General features: G+C 65.8%; 18 protein-coding genes. 7 read left to right on the top strand and 11 right to left on the bottom strand.

All coding sequences use genetic code 11. The annotated features are described in order from the left end of the window. The 4 genes from ACWIEX_RS24800 to ACWIEX_RS24785 form a co-directional block, all read right to left on the bottom strand. Complete coding sequence (locus tag ACWIEX_RS24800; protein WP_454035571.1) at positions 1-1,008, bottom strand: Gfo/Idh/MocA family protein; 1,008 nt, start codon at positions 1,006-1,008, stop codon at positions 1-3. A gap of 154 nt (positions 1,009-1,162) precedes the next feature. Beyond that, positions 1,163-2,182, bottom strand: a complete 1,020-nt coding sequence (locus ACWIEX_RS24795; RefSeq protein WP_454035570.1) for a Gfo/Idh/MocA family protein — start codon at positions 2,180-2,182, stop codon at positions 1,163-1,165. A 2-nt stretch (positions 2,183-2,184) separates the two neighbouring features. Further along, entirely contained in the window at positions 2,185-3,360 is a 1,176-nt protein-coding gene (locus ACWIEX_RS24790) for an extracellular solute-binding protein (protein WP_454035569.1), read from the bottom strand. 148 nt (positions 3,361-3,508) lie between these two features. Next, positions 3,509-4,693, bottom strand: a complete 1,185-nt coding sequence (locus tag ACWIEX_RS24785; protein ID WP_454035568.1) for an ROK family protein — start codon at positions 4,691-4,693, stop codon at positions 3,509-3,511. Positions 4,694-4,809: 116 nt separating this feature from the next. Here ACWIEX_RS24785 and ACWIEX_RS24780 point away from each other — a divergent pair, with 116 nt between their 5' ends. From ACWIEX_RS24780 to ACWIEX_RS24770, 3 genes are read left to right on the top strand one after another with little or no spacing between them, the layout of a single operon-like run. Continuing rightward, positions 4,810-5,556, top strand: coding sequence for a 6-phosphogluconolactonase (locus ACWIEX_RS24780; RefSeq protein WP_454035567.1), 747 nt, complete (start codon positions 4,810-4,812; stop codon positions 5,554-5,556). Between the two features lie 2 nt (positions 5,557-5,558). Further along, positions 5,559-6,581: an N-acetylglucosamine-6-phosphate deacetylase gene (locus tag ACWIEX_RS24775; RefSeq protein ID WP_454035566.1), complete on the top strand. Its 1,023-nt coding sequence runs from the start codon at positions 5,559-5,561 to the stop codon at positions 6,579-6,581. 34 nt (positions 6,582-6,615) lie between these two features. Beyond that, a complete protein-coding gene (locus ACWIEX_RS24770) occupies positions 6,616-7,809 on the top strand; it encodes an extracellular solute-binding protein (RefSeq protein ID WP_454035565.1) in 1,194 nt (397 codons plus the stop codon). A 210-nt stretch (positions 7,810-8,019) separates the two neighbouring features. Here ACWIEX_RS24770 and ACWIEX_RS24765 read toward each other — a convergent pair whose 3' ends face one another. After that, a complete protein-coding gene (locus ACWIEX_RS24765; protein WP_454035564.1) occupies positions 8,020-9,564 on the bottom strand; it encodes an ABC transporter substrate-binding protein in 1,545 nt (514 codons plus the stop codon). Between the two features lie 147 nt (positions 9,565-9,711). Next, positions 9,712-10,851, bottom strand: a complete 1,140-nt coding sequence (locus ACWIEX_RS24760; protein ID WP_454035563.1) for a C45 family autoproteolytic acyltransferase/hydolase — start codon at positions 10,849-10,851, stop codon at positions 9,712-9,714. Between ACWIEX_RS24760 and ACWIEX_RS24755 the strand changes: the two genes are divergently transcribed. Then, positions 10,741-11,841 carry a GntR family transcriptional regulator gene (locus tag ACWIEX_RS24755; RefSeq protein WP_454035562.1) on the top strand — a complete coding sequence of 367 codons (1,101 nt, stop codon included), beginning with the start codon at positions 10,741-10,743 and terminating at the stop codon, positions 11,839-11,841. The genes ACWIEX_RS24760 and ACWIEX_RS24755 overlap by 111 nt on opposite strands. 105 nt (positions 11,842-11,946) lie before the next feature. After that, the gene (locus ACWIEX_RS24750) at positions 11,947-12,585 is read left to right on the top strand and encodes an SGNH/GDSL hydrolase family protein (protein ID WP_454035561.1); all 639 of its coding nucleotides are present in this window, start codon (positions 11,947-11,949) and stop codon (positions 12,583-12,585) included. A 6-nt stretch (positions 12,586-12,591) separates the two neighbouring features. Here ACWIEX_RS24750 and acnA read toward each other — a convergent pair whose 3' ends face one another. The 5 genes from acnA to ACWIEX_RS24725 all read right to left on the bottom strand — a co-directional run bounded on the left by acnA (position 12,592) and on the right by ACWIEX_RS24725 (position 19,278). After that, positions 12,592-15,216: an aconitate hydratase AcnA gene (gene acnA / locus ACWIEX_RS24745; RefSeq protein ID WP_454035560.1), complete on the bottom strand. Its 2,625-nt coding sequence runs from the start codon at positions 15,214-15,216 to the stop codon at positions 12,592-12,594. Positions 15,217-15,387: 171 nt separating this feature from the next. Further along, positions 15,388-16,302 carry a GntR family transcriptional regulator gene (locus ACWIEX_RS24740; protein ID WP_454035559.1) on the bottom strand — a complete coding sequence of 305 codons (915 nt, stop codon included), beginning with the start codon at positions 16,300-16,302 and terminating at the stop codon, positions 15,388-15,390. A 240-nt stretch (positions 16,303-16,542) separates the two neighbouring features. Beyond that, a complete protein-coding gene (locus ACWIEX_RS24735; protein WP_454035558.1) occupies positions 16,543-16,965 on the bottom strand; it encodes a cupin domain-containing protein in 423 nt (140 codons plus the stop codon). Between the two features lie 118 nt (positions 16,966-17,083). After that, positions 17,084-18,169 (bottom strand): isocitrate/isopropylmalate dehydrogenase family protein, encoded by a 1,086-nt coding sequence (locus ACWIEX_RS24730; RefSeq protein WP_454035640.1) that lies wholly within the window; start codon positions 18,167-18,169, stop codon positions 17,084-17,086. Between the two features lie 290 nt (positions 18,170-18,459). After that, the gene (locus ACWIEX_RS24725) at positions 18,460-19,278 is read right to left on the bottom strand and encodes an IclR family transcriptional regulator (protein ID WP_454035557.1); all 819 of its coding nucleotides are present in this window, start codon (positions 19,276-19,278) and stop codon (positions 18,460-18,462) included. A gap of 95 nt (positions 19,279-19,373) precedes the next feature. Between ACWIEX_RS24725 and ACWIEX_RS24720 the strand changes: the two genes are divergently transcribed. Together ACWIEX_RS24720 and ACWIEX_RS24715 are read left to right on the top strand one after the other, a co-directional pair. Then, on the top strand, positions 19,374-20,135 hold the full coding sequence (locus ACWIEX_RS24720) for an SDR family NAD(P)-dependent oxidoreductase (protein ID WP_454035556.1): 762 nt from the start codon (positions 19,374-19,376) through the stop codon (positions 20,133-20,135). A gap of 8 nt (positions 20,136-20,143) precedes the next feature. Continuing rightward, complete coding sequence (locus ACWIEX_RS24715) at positions 20,144-21,088, top strand: polysaccharide deacetylase family protein (RefSeq protein ID WP_142114067.1); 945 nt, start codon at positions 20,144-20,146, stop codon at positions 21,086-21,088. Positions 21,089-21,091: the final 3 nt, after the last annotated feature.

The following is a 21,091-nucleotide window of genomic DNA, read 5'->3' as shown; positions in this document are numbered from 1 at the left end:
TCATGCCGGCCGTGCAGCCTTCAGGATGTCGTCGACCAGGCGTTGTGAAGCGAGCGCTTCCTCGCCGGTGACGACGGGGTCGCGGCCCTGCGCGATCGCGTCGAGGAAATCGGCGATAACGGCGCGGTGGGCGTCATGGGGGAAATCCATGATGTTGGCGCCGCTGCCGGTCGAGCCCTCGGCCTCGACGATCTCCTCGCGCCCGTCGAGATAGGCGAGGCGCAGGCGCCCGCCGATGAGGGCGGCGAAACCCTTCGTGCCGGTGATCTCGATGCGCTCGGGATAGCCGGGATAGGCGGCCGTGGTCGTCACCAGCGTGGCGGGCGCACCGTTGCCGGTCTCCAGCAGGGCCGAGACGTAGTCCTCGGTCTCCATGCGGTGGAGGGCGGTGGTGCGCGCCTGCGCGGCGACAACCCTGGAAACCCCGACAAGCGAGCGGAACAGGTCGAGCGAGTGGATCGCCTGGGTCAGCAGCACGCCGCCGCCGTCACGACCGAGCGTGCCGCGGCCGGGTTCGTCATAGTAGCTCTGCGGGCGCCACCAGGGCACTGAGAGGAAGGCGGCCTCGATCGTGCCGAGTTCGCCCGACTGCAGGGCGGCTTTCAGGCGCAGGCTTGCCGGGCGGAAGCGGTGCTGGAGGGTGACGCCGAAAGTCCTGCCGGTCCGGCGGGCGGTATCGACAAGGCGCTGGCCGCGCTCGCTGGTCAATTCCAGCGGCTTCTCGACCAGAACATGTTTGCCGGCTTCAAGGCAGAGTGCGGAGACGTCGAGATGGCTCGACGGCGGCGTCAGCACGATGCAGGCATCGACTGCCGGATCGGCCAGCACCGCGTCGAGATCGGTGGTGGTGGGAAAGGGGAATTGCGCGGCATAAGCCTTGGCCCGATCCGGCGTGCGGCTCACGGCCCAGCGCGTCTCGGCGCGATCAGCGAGGTCGAGCAGGCTTTTCGAATGCGGCAGGGAGGCGGGGCCGAGCCCGATCACGGCGATGCCGAGCTTGCGTGTCATGTCAGGCGGTCCCCGTTTCACTCAATCATTTCTACCAGGGTCATCCCGGACAAGCGGCACAGCCGCGCCGATCCGGGATCCATTCCGGAGCATTTCCGGTACAGGTTCAGGCATGGATCCCGGGTCTCCCTTCGGTCGCCCGGGATGACATCGTTCAGGTTCCCTGAGGCCGTGCCGGCAGCCACACCGCCTTGGCCTGCGCTTCCAGCGCGAGCCGGCAGACGGTGAAGACGTGGCGCTGGCTCATCGCGGTTTCGCTGCGCGCGCCGATGTCGGCGATCAGGTTGCGGAAGTAGGTCAGCGGCTCGTTGGAGGCGTCGATATGGCGGGTGCCGGCCTTGTCGACGAGGAAGACATGGTCGGTGCCGGGGCGGCCGGCGATGTCGACATATTTGCGCAGTTCGATCGTGCCTTCGGTGCCGAGGATGGTAAGGCGGCCGTCGCCCCAGGTCGGCAGGCCGTCGGCGGTGAACCAGTCGACGCGGATATAGCCGCCGGCCCGGTCGCTGCGCAGCAGGACTTCGCCGAAATCCTCGAAATCGGGCAGGTCGGGCACGCCGAAATGGCCGGTGCCGGAAGCAACGATCTCCGCATCGTCGGAGCTGGTGAAATGCAGGAACTGATCGATCTGGTGCGAGGCGATGTCGGTGAGGATGCCGCCGTAATGACGCTTGTCGAAGAACCAGCCCGGCCGGATCGCGCGGTTGAGCCGGTGCGGGCCCATGCCGAGTGTCTGCACGACGCGGCCGATCGCGCCGTCCGCGATCAATTTGCCGGCGATGAGCGTGGCCGGAACGGTGAAGCGCTCGGAGAAGCAGATCGAGAAGATGCGGCCGGTTTCGGCGGCCGCCTGCTCGACGGCGGCGAGCTGGTCGAAATCGGTGACGCCGGGCTTGTCGACCATCACGTCCTTGCCGGCCCGCATGGCGCGGATGGCCAGCGCGGCGCGCTCCGCCGGAATCGCGGCGCAGACGATCAGGTCGATTGCGGGATCGTCGATCAGCCGTTCGGCCGTGCTCTCAGGCAGGTCGGGGAAGCGCTCGCGGAAGCCGGCAAGGACGCGCTCGTCGCTGGTCGCGGGATCGAAGCCGACGCAGGTCGCGCCGGCTTCGAGGAGACCACCGATCATATGGTAGATATGGCGGTGGTCGAGGCCGATGGCGGCGAACTTCATCGCTATTGCGGCGCGCCGTGGCCGACGCCGACCTCCTGGTCCCAGCGCCGGAAGGCGGCGACGAGACGCTCGGGCGTCAATGGCGGGCGGGTCGGCAGGCTGGTGATCAGCCCGTCATATTCCGGCCGGCCGTACTCGGCGAGGATATCGCGGCTCTCCTGCGGCGCCATCGCGAGCGTCACGCCCTTGACCGCCGGACCGGGGTAGAAATAGCCCTTGTCATAGGTCACGGCCTGCGCTTCCGGCTTGAGCATATAGGCCATGAGCGCGATCAGCGCCGGCATCTTGTCGGCCGGGACGCCCTTGGGGATGCACATGAACTGGGTGTCGGGAATCCAGTGCGTGTTGGCGAGGACGAAGACCTTCGCCTCCTTCGGCACGATGCCGAGCACGCGCGGGTTGATGTCCCAGCCCAGCGTCGAGACGATGACGTCGCGGGTGCCTTCACCGAGCTCCTTCATCGTCGCGGCGGTGCCGCCCGGATAGTAGTCGATGCCGGTGCCGAGCTCCTTGAGATAGGCCCAGCTCTTGTCCCAGCCCTTGATCGGGTCGGTCGGGTCGGCATCGCCGAGGATATAGGGCAGGCCCATGAGCCAGGTCCAGCCGGGACCGGAATTGAGGGGGCGGGCATAGGTGAAGCGCTTCGGGTTCTGCTTGACATAGGCGAGCAGCTCCTCGGCCGTCTTCGGCACGGTCTTGAGGCGCTCGGGCGCATATTCGAAGAGCGGGCCGGAGGGCGAATAGACGACGGCGACGCCCTCGTTCTGGCCGAAATTGCGCTGCATCATCAGCGCCTGCTCGTGATAGACCTCCTCGGGCTTCGGCAGGTCCTTGGCGTGGGACTTCCAGACATCGACCCAGAGCCCCTGCTGGATGCCGTCGGACATGGCGCCGGGGCCGGTCAGCACGAGGTCGATATCGACGCGGTTGGCCGCCTGCTGGGCCTTGAGCTTGGCCGGCAGCTCCGGCGAGGGCGCGCGCGAGAAATTCAGGCGCGAGATCAGCTTCGGATTGTCTTTGCCGAATTTCTCGATGGCCGCCTGGGTCAATTGAAGATTGCCGGCGACGTCGATGATGTTGAGCGAGACGGGCGCGCTCTGCGCCAGCGCTCCGCCGGCTTTCAGCGCAGCGAGGCCGGCAGCTCCGGCCATGATCGTGCGGCGTGTCGGATTGGTCATGATCTCTCCCTGGGTTGCGGCTCTCTTTTGCGATGCCAGCAGCGACATCCGGAGCATTTCACTGGGATACTAGTGCACCACCTTTGGAGGCGCCAGCGGATTCGGCGGCATGGCTGGCACCGCGCCGGGACATGGCGAAGCGGGCCGATCAGGCCTGTTCGAGCAGCAGTGCCTCGGCCGCGCGGCTCAGCAAAGGCGCGGCGGCGCCGTGGATCTCATAGAGATGACTGGCGGGCACGCCGGAGAGACCGGGCACGGCGAAGCCGTCCATGGTGCCCTCCGCCCGGAACAGCGTGTTGAACCGGGCCCAGAGCTGCGGATTGGCGGAGAAGGGGCCACTGACCGCGATCCGGGCCGGAAAGAGCAGGCGGCAGGCATTGGCGAGCGCGCGGGCGAGCAGCGCTGCCGCCATCTCCAGTTCGGGCAGGGCCAGCAGGTCGAGCCCGGCGAGCTGGCGGGCGAGGCGCACCTCGTCCTGGTCGAGATCGGGCCAATGCCGGCGCAGCGCCGGCAGCAGCGACCAGAGCGCGGCGCCGGTTTCGAGGCAGGCGGTGTTGCCGCAGCCGCAGCGGCGCTGCCCCAGAGCGGCGAGGCGCCAATGGCCGATCTCGCCGAAGGAGCCGGTCGGCGCGAAGGGCTCGCCATCGACCGCATAGGCGAGGCCGACGCCCCAGCCCCAGTGCAGCAGGATCGTCCCGCCCGCGAAATTCTCGGGCTCGCGGGCGGCGCGGGCGCGCAGTTCGGCATCGAGATTGCGGCAGATCGTGACCGGACCGGCAACGGGTTCGAGCACCGCGGCGACGTCGAGCCCGCGCATGCGCGGCCAGCGCGAGGCGAGCAGCCATTGGCCCTGCTTCAGGTCGATCAGGCCGGAGAGCGAGACGGCGGTGCCGGCATGGCTCATGCCCGGCGGCATCGCGTCGAGGAGGTCCTGCGCCAGCCTGGCCATGGCCTCGGCGATGGCGGCGTTGTCGGCATCGGCGGCGATGGCGCGGCGGCGCTCGGCGACGAGATGGCCGTTGAGATCGACCAGCGCGCCCGACAGCGACTGGCTGGAAACATAGATCACGGAGGCGCCGATGCGGCGGGTGTGGGCGACGAGGATCGCCGGTGGCCGCCCGCGTCCGCTCGTCTCACCGATCGCTTCGATGACGAGACGCCGCGCGATGAGATCACCGACGACGCGCGAGACGCTGGTCGAGCGCAATTGCAGGATGCGTCCGATATCGGCGCGGGAATGGGCCTCGCCATTGAGGATCAGCCGGTAGATCCGGGCGCAGTCCCGGTCATGGGCGAGCGTGAGGCGGGTTTCGTCGAGCGTCAGCAGGGACAAGGCGGGCTCTATTCGGAACGGTTGCGTTCAAAATTAATCATTGCGTTTCGGGCGAAGCTTCATAAGCTCGGGTGCAGAATATCGGAAATTTTCTGACGCAAAAGGTTCAAAATTCGATGATCGAGATGCATGTCGCCTCCGACAAGGAAGAGCTCGGCCGGCAGGCGGCGGCGGCTGGTGCGCAGGCGATCCGCGACGAGCTTGCCCGCCATGGCGCGGCGACCATCATCGTGGCGACCGGCGCCAGCCAGTTCGAGATGCTTAAAGCTCTCGTCGTGGCCGAGGGCATCGACTGGTCGAAGGTCACCGCCTTCCATCTCGACGAATATGTCGGCCTGCCTGAAAGCCATCCGGCGAGCTTCCGGCGCTATCTGCGCGAGCGTTTCATGGCGCCCTTGAAGAACGCGCCGACCTTCATTCCGGTCGAAGGCGAGGGCGATCCCGCTGCGGCGGTGAAGCAGCTCAACCAGCAGATCGCCGGCAAGCGCATCGCGGTCTGCTTCGCCGGGTTCGGCGAGAACTGCCATCTCGCCTTCAACGATCCGCCGGCCGATTTCGACACCGAAGAGCCCTATCTGGTCGTCAATCTCGACGATGCCTGTCGCCAGCAGCAATTCGGCGAGGGCTGGTTCCCAAGCTTCGACGCCGTGCCGCGGCAGGCGATCTCGATGAGCATCCGCCAGATCCTGAAGAGCGAATTGATCGTCCTTTCGGTCTCCGACACGCGCAAGGCCGCCGCCACGAAGGCGGCGCTGGAAGGCCCGGTCAGCAATCTCAGCCCCGCCTCGATCCTGCAGACGCACAAGCGGACCGTGCTGTTCATCGATCCGCCGGCTGCCTCGCTGCTGAGCCGGAAGGGCTGAGGATGCGCACGCCCGGCCTCGTCGACCTGCAGGTGAACGGCTTTGCCGGGGTGGATTTCAACTCCGGCACAATCACCGCGGCGGAGCTCGACCGGGCGCTGGAGGCGATGCTGGCAACCGGCGTCACGATCTGCCTGCCGACGATCATCACGGCGCATCCGCACGAGCTGGAACAGCGCTTTCGGGCGCTCGACGCGGCCGTGACGGAAAGCCGGCTCGGGCCATTGATGTGCCCGGGCTATCATCTCGAAGGCCCGTTCCTGAATCCGTCGGCCGGCTATGCCGGCTGCCATCCGCCCGAGGCGATGACGGCGGCGACCGGCGACCTCGTCGCGCATCTGGAAACATTGCTGTCGCGGCCGATCCTGATGGTGACGCTGGCGCCGGAGGTCGAGGGCGGCGTTGCGCTCGCGGGCAAGCTCGCCCGCATGGGCAAGGTCGTCGCGATCGGCCACTCGGCCGCCGATTTCGAGGCTGTCGAGGCCGCTGCCACCGCGGGAGCAACGCTCTCGACGCATCTCGGCAACGGCCTGCCGCAGCAGATGCACAAGCTGGTCAATCCGCTCTTCGCGCAGCTCGCCGAGGATCGTTTGATGGCCGGCTTCATCGCGGATGGCATCCATATCCATCCGAAGGCCCTGAAGAGCCTGATCCGGGCCAAGGGTTTCGAGCGTTCGATTCTCGTCACCGATGCCGTGGTCGCGGCGGGCGCGGTGCCCGGCCGCTACAGCTTCGCCGGCATGCCGGTCGATCTCGCCGCCGACGGCTCGGTGCGCCAGCCCGGCGGCGCCTCGCTGGCGGGTTCGGCACTGAAGCTCGACGATGCCGTCCGCAACGTCGTCGCCTGGGGCATCGCGACGCCCGATGAAGCGGTCGCCATGGCCTCGACCCATGCGCTCGCCTGCATTGCCGATGCATTGGCCGGGGCCGGCATCAGCTTGCCGGAGAGTGCGATCGACTGGTCGCCGGATCTCCATGTCCGCAACGCTCGCGTCGGCAGCGAGCGCCGCGATTTTGCCGCCTGAAGACGTCACCAACCAAAGCAAGAAGGGGAGAATCATGAGCGAATTTCCGAAAGGCGTGGATCGCCGCACCGTTCTGGGCGGGCTCGGCGCGCTGACCTTGGGCGGAGGCAGTGCGCTGGCCGCCGTGCCGGCTCTGCCGTCGGCTCCGGTCGGCATCAACATCATCGATGTCGGCGGTGCGCTGGCCTTGATGCAGCAGGCCTTCGACGACTATCGCACGAACAATCCGAAGCTGGTCTCGCGCATCACCTATGTGAAGGCGCCGGCGCCGGAACTGGCGAGCAAGATCAAGGCGCAGCAGGATGCGGGCCGCTCCGATCTCGACCTCGTCCTGACCGGCTCGGACGGGCTCGCGGCCGGCCTGGAGCAGAATCTCTGGCTCAAGATCTTCCCGGATTTCGCCGAGAAGTTCCCGAATATCGAGCAGAACTACGAGCCGGCGGCGCTCAACCTGCACAAGGTGCAGGGCGCAGGCTTCGGCACGGTGGTGAACTACTATCCGTCCGGGCCGCTGCTCGAATACATGCCGGCGCGCGTCAAGCAGGTGCCGACCACGGCCGAGGAGCTGCTGGCCTGGGCCAAGGCCAACCCCAACAAGTTCATGTATGCGCGTCCGACCAATTCGGGGCCGGGCCGCACCTTCATGATGGGCCTGCCCTATCTCCTCGGCGACAAGGACCCGCAGGACCCGGTCAATGGCTGGGACAAGACCTGGGCCTATCTGCAGGCGATCGGCGAATATATCGAGTATTATCCGGCCGGCACCGGCGCCACGATGAAGGAATTCGGCGACGGTTCGCGCGACATCATCATCTCGACCACGGGCTGGGACATCAATCCGCGCGCGCTCGGCATCGTGCCGAAGGAAGCCAAGATCCAGACGCTGAAGGGCTTCCACTGGGTCTCGGACGCCTTCTTCATGTGCGTGCCGAAGGGCATCCCGAACGACCGGCTCGCCGTCGTGCTCGACATCATGGCGCATGTGCTGACGCCGAAGATGCAGGCCTATTCCTATGACGAGGGCTATCTCTATCCCGGCCCCGCGGTGAAGAATGTGCCGCTGTCGCTCGCGCCGCAGCGCAGCCAGGAGGTGATCGCGGAGTTCGGCCGGCCCGAATATGCCGATCTCATCGCCAATAACCCGATCGAACTGCCGCTGAAGCCCGACAAGATGGTCGTCGCTTTCCGCAAGTGGGACGAACTGGTCGGCGCCAAGCGCAAGCGCTGATCCATACCGCCATCTTTTCGCCCTGCCCTTGCGGTGGGGCGAAAGGAAAGGCCCGGAAGCCATCGCCGATGGATTCCGGGCCTTTTCCGTTTCGAAATCAGTAGGCGATCTCCTTGTCGTTCTCGGCTCTTTTCCGGAACAATCTGACGCCGCCTTCCGGTGTGGCTTCGAGACCCGGGACGGCCGTCCTGCGCGACGAGGCCGCGAGCCTTACCGCTTGATCGATACGCCCCAAGGGCGCGGCGTGCCGAGTGCCCAGCTCCTGTAACCTTCGATATTGCTCCTGGCGGCGCTGAGGCGCGTACCGGAGAACAGCGTGATCATCGGAATGTCCGCGCGGTACATGTCCTCGAGCTTGTCGAAGATCGCCTGGCGCTGCGCCGGATCGGCGATCGCCATGCTGCGCGTGACGAGATCTGCCGCCGCCTTGCTGTCCCAGGCCTTGCGGGGCTGGGTGGCCTTTTCGCCGGTGAACATCTCGAAGGACAGCGACGGGTCGAGGCGCGCGGAGAAGGAGTGCGACATCATCTGGTAGTTGCCGGCCAGGTAGCGATCCTGCTGGACGCCCCAGTCGACGACCTCGACCTCGATATTGATGCCCGCCTCCTTGGCCATCGCCTGGACGAGGATCGCCTGATCGAACATCTCCGGATAGCGCTTGTTCGCCAGCAGCTTGATGACCTGCCCGCGATATCCCGCCTCTGCCAGCAGCTTTTTCGCCGCCGGGATATCCCGGTGGATCGGCGCGGCCTGCTTCGCCTTGTGATAGGCGCTCGAGCGCGGGATCGGCGAATGGCTCGCCTTGGATTGCGAACCGGTGACCTCGTCGGCGATGGTTTCGAGGTCCAGCGAGAGCAGGATGGCCTTGCGCATCCGGATGTTCGACAGCAACGGGTCCTTCGTCTGGATCAGAAGGTCGCTGATGCTCATCGTCGGGACGCTTTCGATGACGATGTCCTTGCGCGCGCGGTATTCCTGGAGATCGCTCGTGGCGATATCCCAGTTGATGTCGATCCCGTTCGACAGCAGCGCAGCCTTCGCCGTGGCCTCGTCGGGGATGACGAGATAGTCGACCTGCGCGACGAGAGGGGTCTTGTCGCCGGTGAGGCCGTCGCGTGGGCCGGGGCCGGCCGTATAGTGCTCGTTGGCGAGAAGGCGGATGAACTGGCCGCGCTTCCACTCGCCGAGCTTGTAGGGGCCGGTCGTCACCGGCTCGCGCCAGCTTCCGTCCGGGTTGAGCGAGCTCGAATGGAAGATGCCTGTCCCGCCGCAATCGGGCCGGGCCAGGGTGGCGAGGAACAGTGCCGAGGGCTTTTCCAGCGTGAAGACGACCGTCCTGTCGTCCGACGCCGTGACGCTCGCGACCTTGACCGCGCCGCGTCCGTCGACCTCGCTCAGACAACGCCAGCCGGTCTTCGGGTCGGTGTAGCGCTGCCAGGCGAAGAGGACGTCCCTGGCCGTCAGGCGCGCGCCGTTGCTGAACTTGACGCCGTCGCGCAGCGCGAAAGTGTAGGTCTTGCCGTCCTCCGAGACGGCGACGGATTTCGCGAGCACCGGCCCGACCGAGCTGTCGTCCCTGAAGGCGACCAGCCCTTCGAACAGGTTGGTCTGGATGGCATCGGTGATCGCGTCGCGATTGGTGCCAGGATCGAGCGTGCGCGCATCGGCGCCCAGCCGGATCCGCAGCGCCGGCTGTTCGGCTGCCGCGGGAAGCGCGGCGCCCAGCAGGCCCAAGACGATGACAAGCTTCTTCATGACGCCCCTCATTGCTCTTGATTCAGATTCGCCGGAGCAGCGGATCGAAAAGCGGCCTCCGCTATCCGGGATGGCCCGATGCCAAAGTCGGAATCCGGGCTGCCCTGCACCGCTCGGGATGCAGGGGAAGCCGGAGCCGCGCGATATTCAGGCCGCCGACCTGGTGCTGCCCGCCACGTCCTTCGGTGCGAGGGTGTAGCGCGTGAAATTGCGATGGAGCGCGGGGAGCAGGGCCACGTCCATGATCGCCTTTGCCGGCTGCATCACGATCATCGCCACGGTCACGGACTGGTTGTTGCCGGAGAAGCTGGGACGCGGTGGCCGGCAGACCGACCAGGGCGACTGATAGTCGTCGAACAGCGCCGTCTTGACGTGATCGACCGTGATCTGCCCGACATGCGGCTCCAGGCTCTCGCGCACGCGGGTGTCGCGATAGAGCGAATCCGGCATGTTGGCGATGCCGGTATCGGTCAGCTTCGACAGGGCGACAGGGCTCTGGAAGTGATTGGCGTGCACGATCAGGCCATCCTGCGGCTGGATCATGAAGGTCTCGTCCGGCACGCATTCGAAATCGATCGCGATTCCCTCGCTCTGCGTCACGATGATGTTGTTGGAAGCCGATTTCGGCGTCGTATAGACAGCGTGCATCGCCCGGCCGAGCAGGTCCTGCTCGAGCACCTTCCTGCGGATCAGCGCCAACGGAACGCCGAGGCGACGATAATCGCGCTCGCATTCGAGATAGTTGCCGGTGATGCTGATGCCGGCGGTGTTGAACCCGAAGCGCGCGAGCACGCCGGCTTCCGTGAAGGTGATGATGTCCGGCCCATCCTCGTTCCTGATTTTCAGGACAACGGCCGTGTCGACGCACTCCGTCTTCCAGTCCCAGTTCTGGGCATGAATCAAGGTGCCCTCCTTGGAAGCCTTGGGCAGCACAACCAGGCCGGTGCATTCGTCATGAAGCGCGCGGCTGGCCTTGGTCCTGCCGGCGAGCTTGAGCAGTTCCGTCCTGGCGTTCAGCAACATGACGGAGGCGAAATTCACACCGGCGCCTTCAGCGATCCCGTGCATCTCCTCGACATAGTTCGCGTCGAAAGCCGCCACCTGGCTTTCGAAGCCGAGCGCGGTCTCTTCGATGACCGCCCGGCTGACGTTCTTCTTGCGGATCTGATCGGTATAATGCTGCACGCCCAGCCTGATACGGGCGGCGGCCTGCTCACCGTACTGGCGACCCCGCTCGCGCGGCGCACCGCAAACCTCGATCGTCGGACATTCAACGGGTGCGGCCATGTTCGATTCCTTCGTCGGCGCGATTGCACTAGTGGTCGACGACAGTCATCTAACAGAATGTTTTTCTGGAATCAAATGAACACAGATCGCGCCCTGACCAATCTGCAGCGCAGGCTGATCGACCGGATTCTCGAATTCGTCCGGCACGAAGGGTTGCGCCCGGGCGACCGCATCAACGAGCAGCAGATCGCCTTGCGGCTGGGGGTGTCCCGCACGCCGATCAGGACGGCTCTCGCGCTTCTCCAGGACGATGGCGTGGTGCTGCGGCGCCCGGGCACCGGCGTTGTGCTGGTCAACCTGCCCGATGACAGCGGCAGCGGAATCGAGACCCGCGAGCTGGCCCCTTCAGCCGCCAGGGAGGAGGCGCTTGTTCTCCGGATCGCGACCGAGAGAGATCGGCAGGAGCTGGGCGACGAGTTTTCCGTCGTCGAACTGGCCGAACGATACGGCGTGGCCCGGGCCGCCCTCGTCCCGATCCTGGAACGCCTGGCGGGGCTCGGCATGATCGAAAAGAAGCCGGGCTATGGCTGGCGCTTCCTGACGGACTGGAATCTGACCATCGTCGATGAAAGCTATCGGTTCAGGATGGTGATCGAGCCCGCCGCCTTGCTGGAGCCCGGCTTCAGCGTGTCTCGCAAATGGCTCGACGACACGCGCGCCGCGCATGAGATCTTTCTCAAGAAGGCCTGGACGGAAGACATGAGCGTGGCGCTGTTCGAGACGAATGCCGCTTTCCATGAGGATCTCGCAGCCGCTTCCGGAAATCGCTTCTATCGGGAAGCCGTTCGCCTCCAGAGCAGACTGCGCCGGTTCGCGATGTACAACTGGAGAAGCGGGCGCGTGCGCGTTGAAAAGAACTTCACCGAGCATATGGCGATCCTGGATGCGATCGAACGGGGTCGTCTCGACGAGGCTTCGGACCTGATGCGAGACCATCTTCGGATCGCATGGGAATCGACGTCCCGGAGGTTCAGCCCGGCCGTCTCCTAGCGCATTTCCGGCGAACACAGGTTCGCTCGAGGGGCCCGGGAGCTCCAGGCCAGTGCGCTGGCCGGCCCGGCCTGTTCGGTCACATAGGCGGTTGTCGGGGTCGACATGATCGAGAAGAAGCAAGTTCTGGCATTCGGCGACAGCTTGACCTGGGGCCGAGACCCGGAGGCCAAAGCCAGACATCGTCACGCGGATCGCTGGACCAGTGTCGTCGAGGCTGAACTTGCCGATGTGCGGGTCATCGCCGAAGGGTTGAGCGGTCGCACGACCTGCTTCGACGATCACGCCGGGCCGGCCGACCGCAACGGCACGCGCGCGCTCCCTGTTCTCATCGGCAGTCATGCTCCGCTCGATCTCGTGATCATCATGCTCGGCACCAACGATCTGAAGCCGCATGTCTGCGGCAGCGCGCTCGGGGCCTCGTTCGGGATGGCGCGTCTTGTGGAAATCGTGCGGACGTATCCGCATGGCCGCCAGCTGCCAGCGATCCTGTTGATGAGCCCGCCCCATTTTGGCGCAAGCCGTGCGCCGGACGGACAACCCGGCGGCGGCCGCAGCATCGCGGAATCGCAGAAGCTGGCACCGCTCTATAAGGCTCTGGCCGAGCGCTCGGATTGCTCCTTCTTCGATGCAGCGTCCGTTTCCGTGGCCTCGAAGGTCGACGGCGTGCATCTGGATGCCGCCAATACCCGGGCGATTGGGGCGGCCCTGGCGCCGGTCGTCGCGGCCATGCTGACGCGCTGATCGTCATCAGCGCCGCGGTCCGGCATCCTCCAGAAGGCCGCCGAGAACATGCGGGATCAGCCCGCCCGATTTCAGGAGGGTGATCTCGAGCGAGGTCTCGATCGCGGCCCGCAGGGCGATTGCGACGGTTTCGCCGGAGGGGCGAATGAGCGTCAGCGGAACCGTGCATCGCGGCCTCAGGTGATCCGGGCGAAGATCGACCGCAAAAAGATCGGCCGAGCCGATGGCGAGCGTGCCCGGATCGACGCCTTCAGGCAGCAATAGCGGCAGGATGCCCATCCCGATCAGGTTGGTGCGGTGGATGCGTTCGATGCTCGCAGCGATCACGGCACGAACGCCGAGCAGCGCCACGGCTTTCGCAGCCCAGTCCCGCGAGGAGCCCATGCCGTAGCGCTCGCCCGCCACAAGCACGAGCGGGGTGCTCTCGCTTGCATAACGTTCGGCCGCTTCGGTCAGCGGCACGATCTCCCCGGACGGCTCGTGCCGCGTGAAGCCGGCCGGCGCATCCGCCGGCAGCAGGCGGTTGACCGCCATCCGGTTGGTGAATGCGCCCCGGATCATCACTTCGAAATTGCCGCGCCGCGAGGCGAAGACGTTGAGATCGGCCGGGTCGCCACCCCCGGCGATGATATGCCGCCCGGCCGGGCTGTCCGGGCGGATCTGGTTTGCCGGCGAAATATGGTCGGTGGTGACGTCGTCGCCCAGCACGATCAGCGGCCGGGCATGTCCTTCCGGCGCCGGCAACCCTTGCGGGCGGACGAAGGGCGGCTTGCGCAGATAGGTCGAGGCCGGGTTCCACGGGAATTGCGATCCGCTCGGCGCATCGAGATCGATCCAGAGCGGCCGGGTCGCGGCCTCCTGATAGGCCGCGTCGAAATCGGCCACGTCCCAGCCGGAAGCGACGGCCTCGTCGATCTCGGCGCCGGTCGGCCAGATCTCGCCGAGCATCACGGGCTTGCCGGCCCGGTCGAAGCCGAGCGGCTCCCGCGCGATGTCGATGTTGACCGTGCCGGCGAGCGCGAAGGCGATGACCAGCGGGGGCGAGGCCAGGAAGCCGTTCTCGAGATCGGGATGGACACGGCCGGGGAAATTGCGGTTGCCGGACAGGACTGCGACCGGCCGGAAGCCCTCGCGGCCGAGCTCCTTCCTGACGACATCGAGCAAGGCTCCGGAATTGCCGATGCAGGTCGTGCAGCCATAGCCGACGATGCCGAAGCCGAGCCCTTCGAGATCGCCGAGCAGGCCGGCGCGGCTCAGGAACCGTTCCGCCGTGGGCGATCCCGGTGCCAGCGAGGTCTTGACATGGGCCGGGGGCAACAACCCGCGCGCCCGGGCCTTGCCGGCGAGGATGCCCGCAGCCGCCAGCATGCCCGCATCGGATGTGTTGGTGCAGCTCGTGATCGCGGCGATCACGACGGCCCCATCGGGCAAAGCGCCTTCACGCGCGGGTAGCAGGGCCGGGGTGAAGGCCGAACGGGTCGAGCCGGCGGCGAGTCGATCCTGCGGGCGCCGGGGCCCGGCGACGCTGGCTTCGATCGCGTCGAGATCGATGGCGATCGTCCGCGTGAAGCGCGGCTCGGCCTCGGCATCGAACCAGAGCCCGCTCGCCCTGGCATAGGCCTCGACCAGCGCGCAGTCTTCAGGCGAGCGGCCGATCCGTGCGAGATAGGCCAGCGCCTTGTCGTCAATCGGGAAATACCCGGTCGATGCCCCGTATTCCGGTGCCATATTAGCGATCGCGGCGCGTTCACCGACCGACAACGTCCGCACGCCCGGCCCGAAGAACTCGACGAAATCGCCGGTGACGCCGATGGCGCGCAGCGCCCGGGTCACTTCCAGCGCAAGGTCGGTTGCGAGCATGCCGTCGCGCAACCGGCCCGTGAGCTTCACGCCGATGACGTCGGGAATGCGCAGCACGACGGGCACGCCGAACAAGGCGCCTTCCGCCTCCAGCCCGCCCACGCCCCAGCCGAGCACGCCGAGCCCGTTGACCATCGGCGTATGACTGTCGGTCCCGAGCAGGGCATCCGGGAAGGCCCGGCGCTCGCCCCGATACGTCTCGCTGATGACCACCCTGGAAAGCCGCTCCAGATTGATCGTGTGCATGATGCCCGATCCCGGCGGATGCACCCGGACGCCCGGCATTGCCGCCGCCGCCCATTTCATCAGGCGATAGCGCTCGGCATTGCGCACGAATTCCTTCTCCAGGTTGCGCCGGAAGGCATCGGGCCGGGCGAAGACATCGACGCCGGAGGAATGGTCCGTCGAGACGTCGACGGGAATACGCGGCATCAGCAAGTCGGGATCGCGACCGTTCTCGGCGAGCACGTCGCGCATGGCCGCGATATCGACCAGCGCCGGCCCGCAGGTCGTGTCATGCATCATGATCCGGTTCGGCAGGAACGGAATCTCGGTGAGGCTCGAACCCTGATCGAGCCAGTCACGAAAGGCCCGAGGCAGATGCGCCGTCTCTTCCGCGGGGGCCGAGCGCATCGCATTCTCGAACAGAATCCGCAGCACATGCGGCAGGCGCCGGAAATCCGCACCTAGCAACGACGCGACATCGAGGCGGTAGAACCGTTCGCCCGCCGCCTCGAAGGCTGCCCACTCGGCCTTGTCGTTCAACGTCACGATCGTGTTCGGGCCTGAGCCCGCCTTACTGAAATACCGGGTCGAAGGAAGGCCGGAAGGATAGAGCCGGAGCCTAAGGACATTAATTGGTTTTATCAATCTATAAAACCAATATCGGCGCGACGAGTTTCCCCCGAGGCGCCGGCGATGCCATTGGACTTGTCGATGAGGCTAGGCCGTGGACCCTGTGTCGTTGGCGCGCGGGTGCACGACCGGCGATTTGGAGGCGAGCGCCCCGCTGAGATGCCGGCGCATCAGATGGGCCGCCTCCAGATTGTCGCCCTTGGCGAGGAGGTCGAGCATCTCCAGGTGCTCGCGGCTCTGCACGGCAATGCGCTGCGGATTCACCTTGAGCCGGTATTCCGCCAGCCGCCGCAACTGGTTGGCGCGCTCCAGCGCGTAGAAGAACATCGGATTGCCGGACATCCTGATGATGCCCTCGTGGAACGCGGCGCCGGCCGCCGTCATCGCCGCAGGCGCCAGCCCGTCGAGGTCGCCTGAGGCCAACCGCTCCTGCGTCCGGCGCAGGGATGCGGCGACCGTACGGTCGAACCGGAAGCTCGGCTCGAGCAGGGCGGCAGGTTCGATGACCGCGCGAAAACGGTAGATTTCCTCGAAGGCCTCGACCGTCTTGGCGACCTGGCGCAATTTCCAGCCATAGCCCGGCTTCGGCTCGGCCCAGCCTTCGCGGGCGGCGCGAGACAGGAGGTCCTGCGCCTGCGCGCGGGTCAGCTTGTAGCGATCCCGGATGGCCTGCTCGGTCTGGTCGGCGCCGATCCGGTCCTTGAGCCAGTCTTCCGCCAGCTCGTAATAGGGATCGCTTTCACGAGGGCCGACCGGCTCCAGCCCCGTCTCTCCGGTTTTTCGTCCCGTGGTCGGCAGCACGAAGAAGCCGCGGTTCCGACGGCTTTCGATGACGCCCCGGTCGCAGAGGATGGCCAGCGCTTCGCGGACCGGCGAGCGCGAGACCTCGAAGCGCTCGGCAAGCGCCGCGGTCGCCAGATGCGCGCCCGTGCCGAATTCGCCCATGCCGATGCGCGCGATGATGTCGTTGGCGATGCGAAGAGCGAGAGGGCTGGGGGGCATGTCCGGCGCCATTGAAACGCGCGAGTGATCGCAGGTCATGGCGGCGATGGCAAATCACGCGGGGTCACATCGGCGCCCACCTGGCTTTATACTATGGAATAGCCAATATCGGAATCGCCAGGCCGCGAGCGGAGGCGACATCCTTCGCAGGCGAAGGAGCGAGGCAAGGCCGATCTTCGAGGCAAGACCTCGCGGCCGGGCTTGATCGACGCGGGAGGCTGCCAAACCGCTGCGGCACCCTCAATTCGCGATCGGGGCCTTGTGCTCTTCGTCGATGGAGCGGGTGTCTCCCGTTTCGAGCAGTGTGCGGGTCGCATCGACCGAAGCGTAGATCCAGAGGATCTTCATGCCTTCGCTGTCGGAGACGTTGCGGAAGCGATGCGGAATGTTCGCCGGGATAAAGGTGATGTCGCCGGCCTGGATCGGGTATTCGACGCTGTCGATCTCCGCGATGGCCGTACCTTCGAGAAGCATGACGCTTTCTTCGCAATTGTGTCTGTGCATCGGGATCGCGGCACCCGGCTCGAAGATCGTGATGCCGTTGATGAAGCTGGTGGATCCGGTCCGCCGCGTGACCAGGGGAATGGTCCTGGCGCCGCCGCCGCGCTGGCGGGCCGGGATTTCGGAAGGCCGCAGAACGGCCGGCCTGGCTGCTGTCGACATGTCTCTTCCTTTCGCGCTCAGATCTTGGCGGGGCCGATCCAGAGGGTCTTGATGTTGGTGAATTCCCGGATGCCGCAGGCGCCGAGTTCGCGGCCGTAGCCGGGCCGCTTGATCCCACTCAGGCGGCCGCGACGCGCGCGGCCATGGACGGGATCGCCGCGATCACGGCACCGGCGAAGGCTTTCGTGCCGAGCTCGCCGCCAATGTCCCGTGTGCGCGTCGCCGGATTGTCGAGGGTGTGTTCGACTGCCGCCTCGATCAGGCAGGCGGCATCCAGAAGCTTTCGGTTTCCGTCGCGCTGCCCGCGCCACTGCAGCAGCATTGCGGCCGACAGGATGAGCGATGTCGGGTTGGCGATATCCTGGCCGGCGATGTCAGGGGCCGAACCATGCTGGGCCTGGGCGACGCAGATCGTATCGCCGGCATTGATCGAACCACCGAGGCCGAGGCTGCCCGACAGTTCGGAGGCCTCATCGGAGAGAATGTCTCCGAACATGTTGGTGGTGACCATGACGTCGAAACGATCGGGTGTCCGGATGAGGAGCGCGGCCGTTGCATCGACGATCAGCTCTTCGAGCTCGATGCCGGGATATTCGGCCGCGACCTTGCGGACCTCCCGCAGGAACAGGCTGTCCGAGAGCTTCAGCACATTCGCCTTGTGAACGGCCGTGACCTTCTTCCTGCGGAGGCTCGCAAGCTCGAACGCAGTGCGGGCGACGCGCTCGCAGGCCTTGGCGGTGATCTTGCGGACCGAGAGCGCCATGTCCGGATCGGGCATGAATTCCCCGGAGCCCGCGAACATGTTGCGGTCCGCGTAGAAGCCTTCCGTCGCCTCGCGGATGATGACGAGATCCATGGGCCTGCGCAGAATGCTCATCTCCGGGCGCGACCGGCAGGGCCGAACATTCGAATAGAGCTGGAACTTGACGCGAAGCTCGCCCGACGGATTGATCCCGCCCTGGTCCCGCGAGGGGTATTCGTAGTGGGAAACCGGCCCCAGGATCACGCCATCGACCTGCGGGATGCGTTGCATCACTGCGTCGGGCAGGGTGGTGCCCTGCGCCTTCAGGCTGGCAAGACCGATCTCGTGCGGCTCGAATTCCAGCCCCAGCGACAAAGCCCGGTCGGCAGCCCCCAGAACCCGCAGCGTGGCCTCGGTGATCTCCGGCCCGATGCCGTCTCCGGGCAGTATGATGATCTTCATGGGAGGCCCTTTTGCCTTCGAAGTCCGTGAACGGAATCCGTCACCGCGCCTGGCGCCGACGGCTTGGGATCTGTCCGCCAGCTGGCCCGGCGCTGCAGCGGCACCTCGATTAACAAATTGTTTTTCTGGGCGCAAATATGCATTTCTTTTCCCGCACCCGGGCTGGCGCGAGATGCTCGCCTGCGTGCAGAGACCGCGTCGCGGCCAAGGAACGTGCGAGACGGCTGCCGGACGCGCCATCTCCAGCAGCCAGGATGAAGGACCGCTCGTTCCTACGCTGGCAACCCAGCCTAGCCGTCGGCCAGGGCTCGCGGCGGCCTTGGTGCTGTCGTTAGGATGGCCGGATTCGGGCTGCTTCTGTGGCCGAGCCGTTCGCTTATGCGACGCGCGCCGTTCCTGAGAAGCTCCGCAAGCTCGTTCGCGCGCGCGTGATAGCGCAGCGCCACGACACCAAGGTTGAGAGCGGCGATCACCTTGCCCTCTCTCCCCCAGATCGGCGCGGCAAGGCCCGTGGAACCAGTGACGTGTTCCTCGTCGCTGACGGCAATGCCTTCCGCGCGGATCGTCTCGAACATTCCCCTTATCGTGTCGGGGTCCGTGACCGTCTTGGGTGTCCTGGGTACGAGATGCGCTCTCGCAAAGTACCCGTCAGTGAGAGCCGGGTCCCAATGCGCCAGCAGGACGCGGCCGGTCGCCGAGCAATAGGAATCGGACAGGCCATCCAGTTCGATATCGTAGCGCACAGCCTGCCGGCTCACGCATTTGGCGATTCGCCGGCAATCGCCGCGCACGGTCAAAACCGCCAGCATGACGGTCTCGCCTGTTTCGTCGCGAAGCTGTTCCATGATCGGATGGGCAGCCGACAGGAGACGGGCTTCGAGGGCCCGCGATGCCGATTGATGCCGACTGGCATGGACGAGCACGTAGCGCTCGGTCGCGTCCTGAATCGCATACCCGCGTGAGACCAGGGTCTGCGCCAGCGCATGAGCGCTGCTCTTTGGAAATCCCAGCGCGGCGACGATCTCCTTGAGCTTCACGGGCTCCGAGCAGCCGGCGAGATACTCCAGCAGGTCCAGCACACGGGCTGCGGATTTGACCTCAGTGTTCATGGACGTGAACCGAATCTCTCTTGGCGAACCAATTTGCCGGCGATAGGCTCACTCTTAATCAAGAGGAAATCAACACTCTTGAAAGAGGGCATGCCATGACTTCAAGCAACGCTGCGTCCGTGGCGATTGTCACGGGTGGCGCGCGAGGTATCGGACGCGCTTGCGCTCTGTCTCTTGCGAAAGCTGGGCTGGATATTGCGCTCGTTGATCTGCTGCCTGACGAGCTGTCTCGCACCGCTGAAGAGATAAAAGCGCTTGGGCGCCGCGCATTGACTTTCCAGTCGGACGTCGTCTTCAAAGAAGAGGCGGACCGTATTGTTGCCGAGGTTGTCGGCCAATGGGGGCGTGTCGACGTCCTTGTGAACAATGCCGGGAAGGGGATGCCGAAGGGCATCTTCGAGATCACCGAAGCCGAATTCGACCACACGATCGCTCTCAATCTGAAGAGCTGCTTCAATTACATCCAGGCTGTCGCGCCCATCATGCAGCGCCAGGGTAACGGCCGCATTGTCTCGATGTCGTCGCTGAACGCGCATTCGGGTGGCGTGACGGCTGCCGTCAGCCGGTTCGCCTACGCTGCCGCAAAGGCGGGGATCATCGGGATGACCCGGGCTCTCGCCAAGGAACTCGGCCCCGAGATCCTGATCAATGCCGTGTGCCCGGGCATCATCGAGACGGAGGTCGGCAACACGCTGACCCGAGCTCGCGGCCCCGCGATCGCCGATGCCGGCATCGCTCTGAAGCGAATGGGCAAGCCCGATGATGTGGCTGAGCTCGTCACGTTCCTAGCAACTTCGACCCCCTGCTTCATCACGGGCCAAGACATCGTGGTGGACGGGTTCCAGTTCAATCGCTGAGTGATCCCATGAACGTCACGCTCCCCCCTGACACCAAGCCCTGGACATGGAGCGAGGAGACCTGGCGACAGGTCGTGAGCCATGTCCGGGCCGGGCGTTCGCTCAAGCCCGGAGTTTGGAAGGATGGCGCCCGCTTCGCAGTCGCCCTGTCTTTCGACTCCGATCACGAGACGAACGAGCTCCGGGAGGGTGGACGCTCCTACTCGAAGCTCAGCCAGGGGCAATACGGCAATCGATCGGGCATTCCGCGCATCCTGGCGACGCTCGCCCGGCATTCCGTTCCTGCCAGCTTCTTCATGCCGGCCGTCGCGGCGCTTCTGCATGACCGGGAGGCCCGTTCGGTTGCGGATGCCGGACACGAGGTCGCGATCCATAGCTGGATCCACGAGCTGAACTCGGTTCTCGACTACGACACCGAGCGCGATCTGGCGCTTCGTGCCCGCGACACCCTGACGAAGCTGACCGGGCGCGAGCCGAAGGGGATGCGCACCGCATCATGGGATTTCAGCCCATGGACGTTGAAGATCGTGCGCGAAATGGGGTTGCTTTACGATTCCTCCCTGATGGCGGACGACGAGCCCTACGAGCTTCTCGACGAGGGGCAGCCGACCGGGATCGTCGAGCTGCCTGTCGAGTGGATCCGCGACGATGCGGTTTATTTCGGCATGGATCGCTTCAAGGGGCTGAGGCCTCATAGCGGCCCTCCGATGGTGCTCGATATCTTCCTGCGGGAGCTGGACGTCGCCGCGGAGGAAGGCGGCCTCTTCCAGCTGACGATGCACCCGCACATCACCGGGCACCGCTCGCGGATCTTCATTCTGGACGAGGTGATCAGAGCGGCGAAAGCGAAGGGCTCCGTCTGGTTCGCCACGCATGAGGAGATCTGCCGGTATTGCGCCTCCGAGGCGGGCCTTAGCGCGCCGGCCCCGTCAGTCGACAGCAGCCGGAGCTGAGCG

The organism is Allobosea sp. NPDC055353, assembly GCF_053644975.1.
The sequence above is the reverse complement of the archived record's forward strand: the minus strand, read 5'-3'. Positions and strand labels throughout refer to the sequence as shown.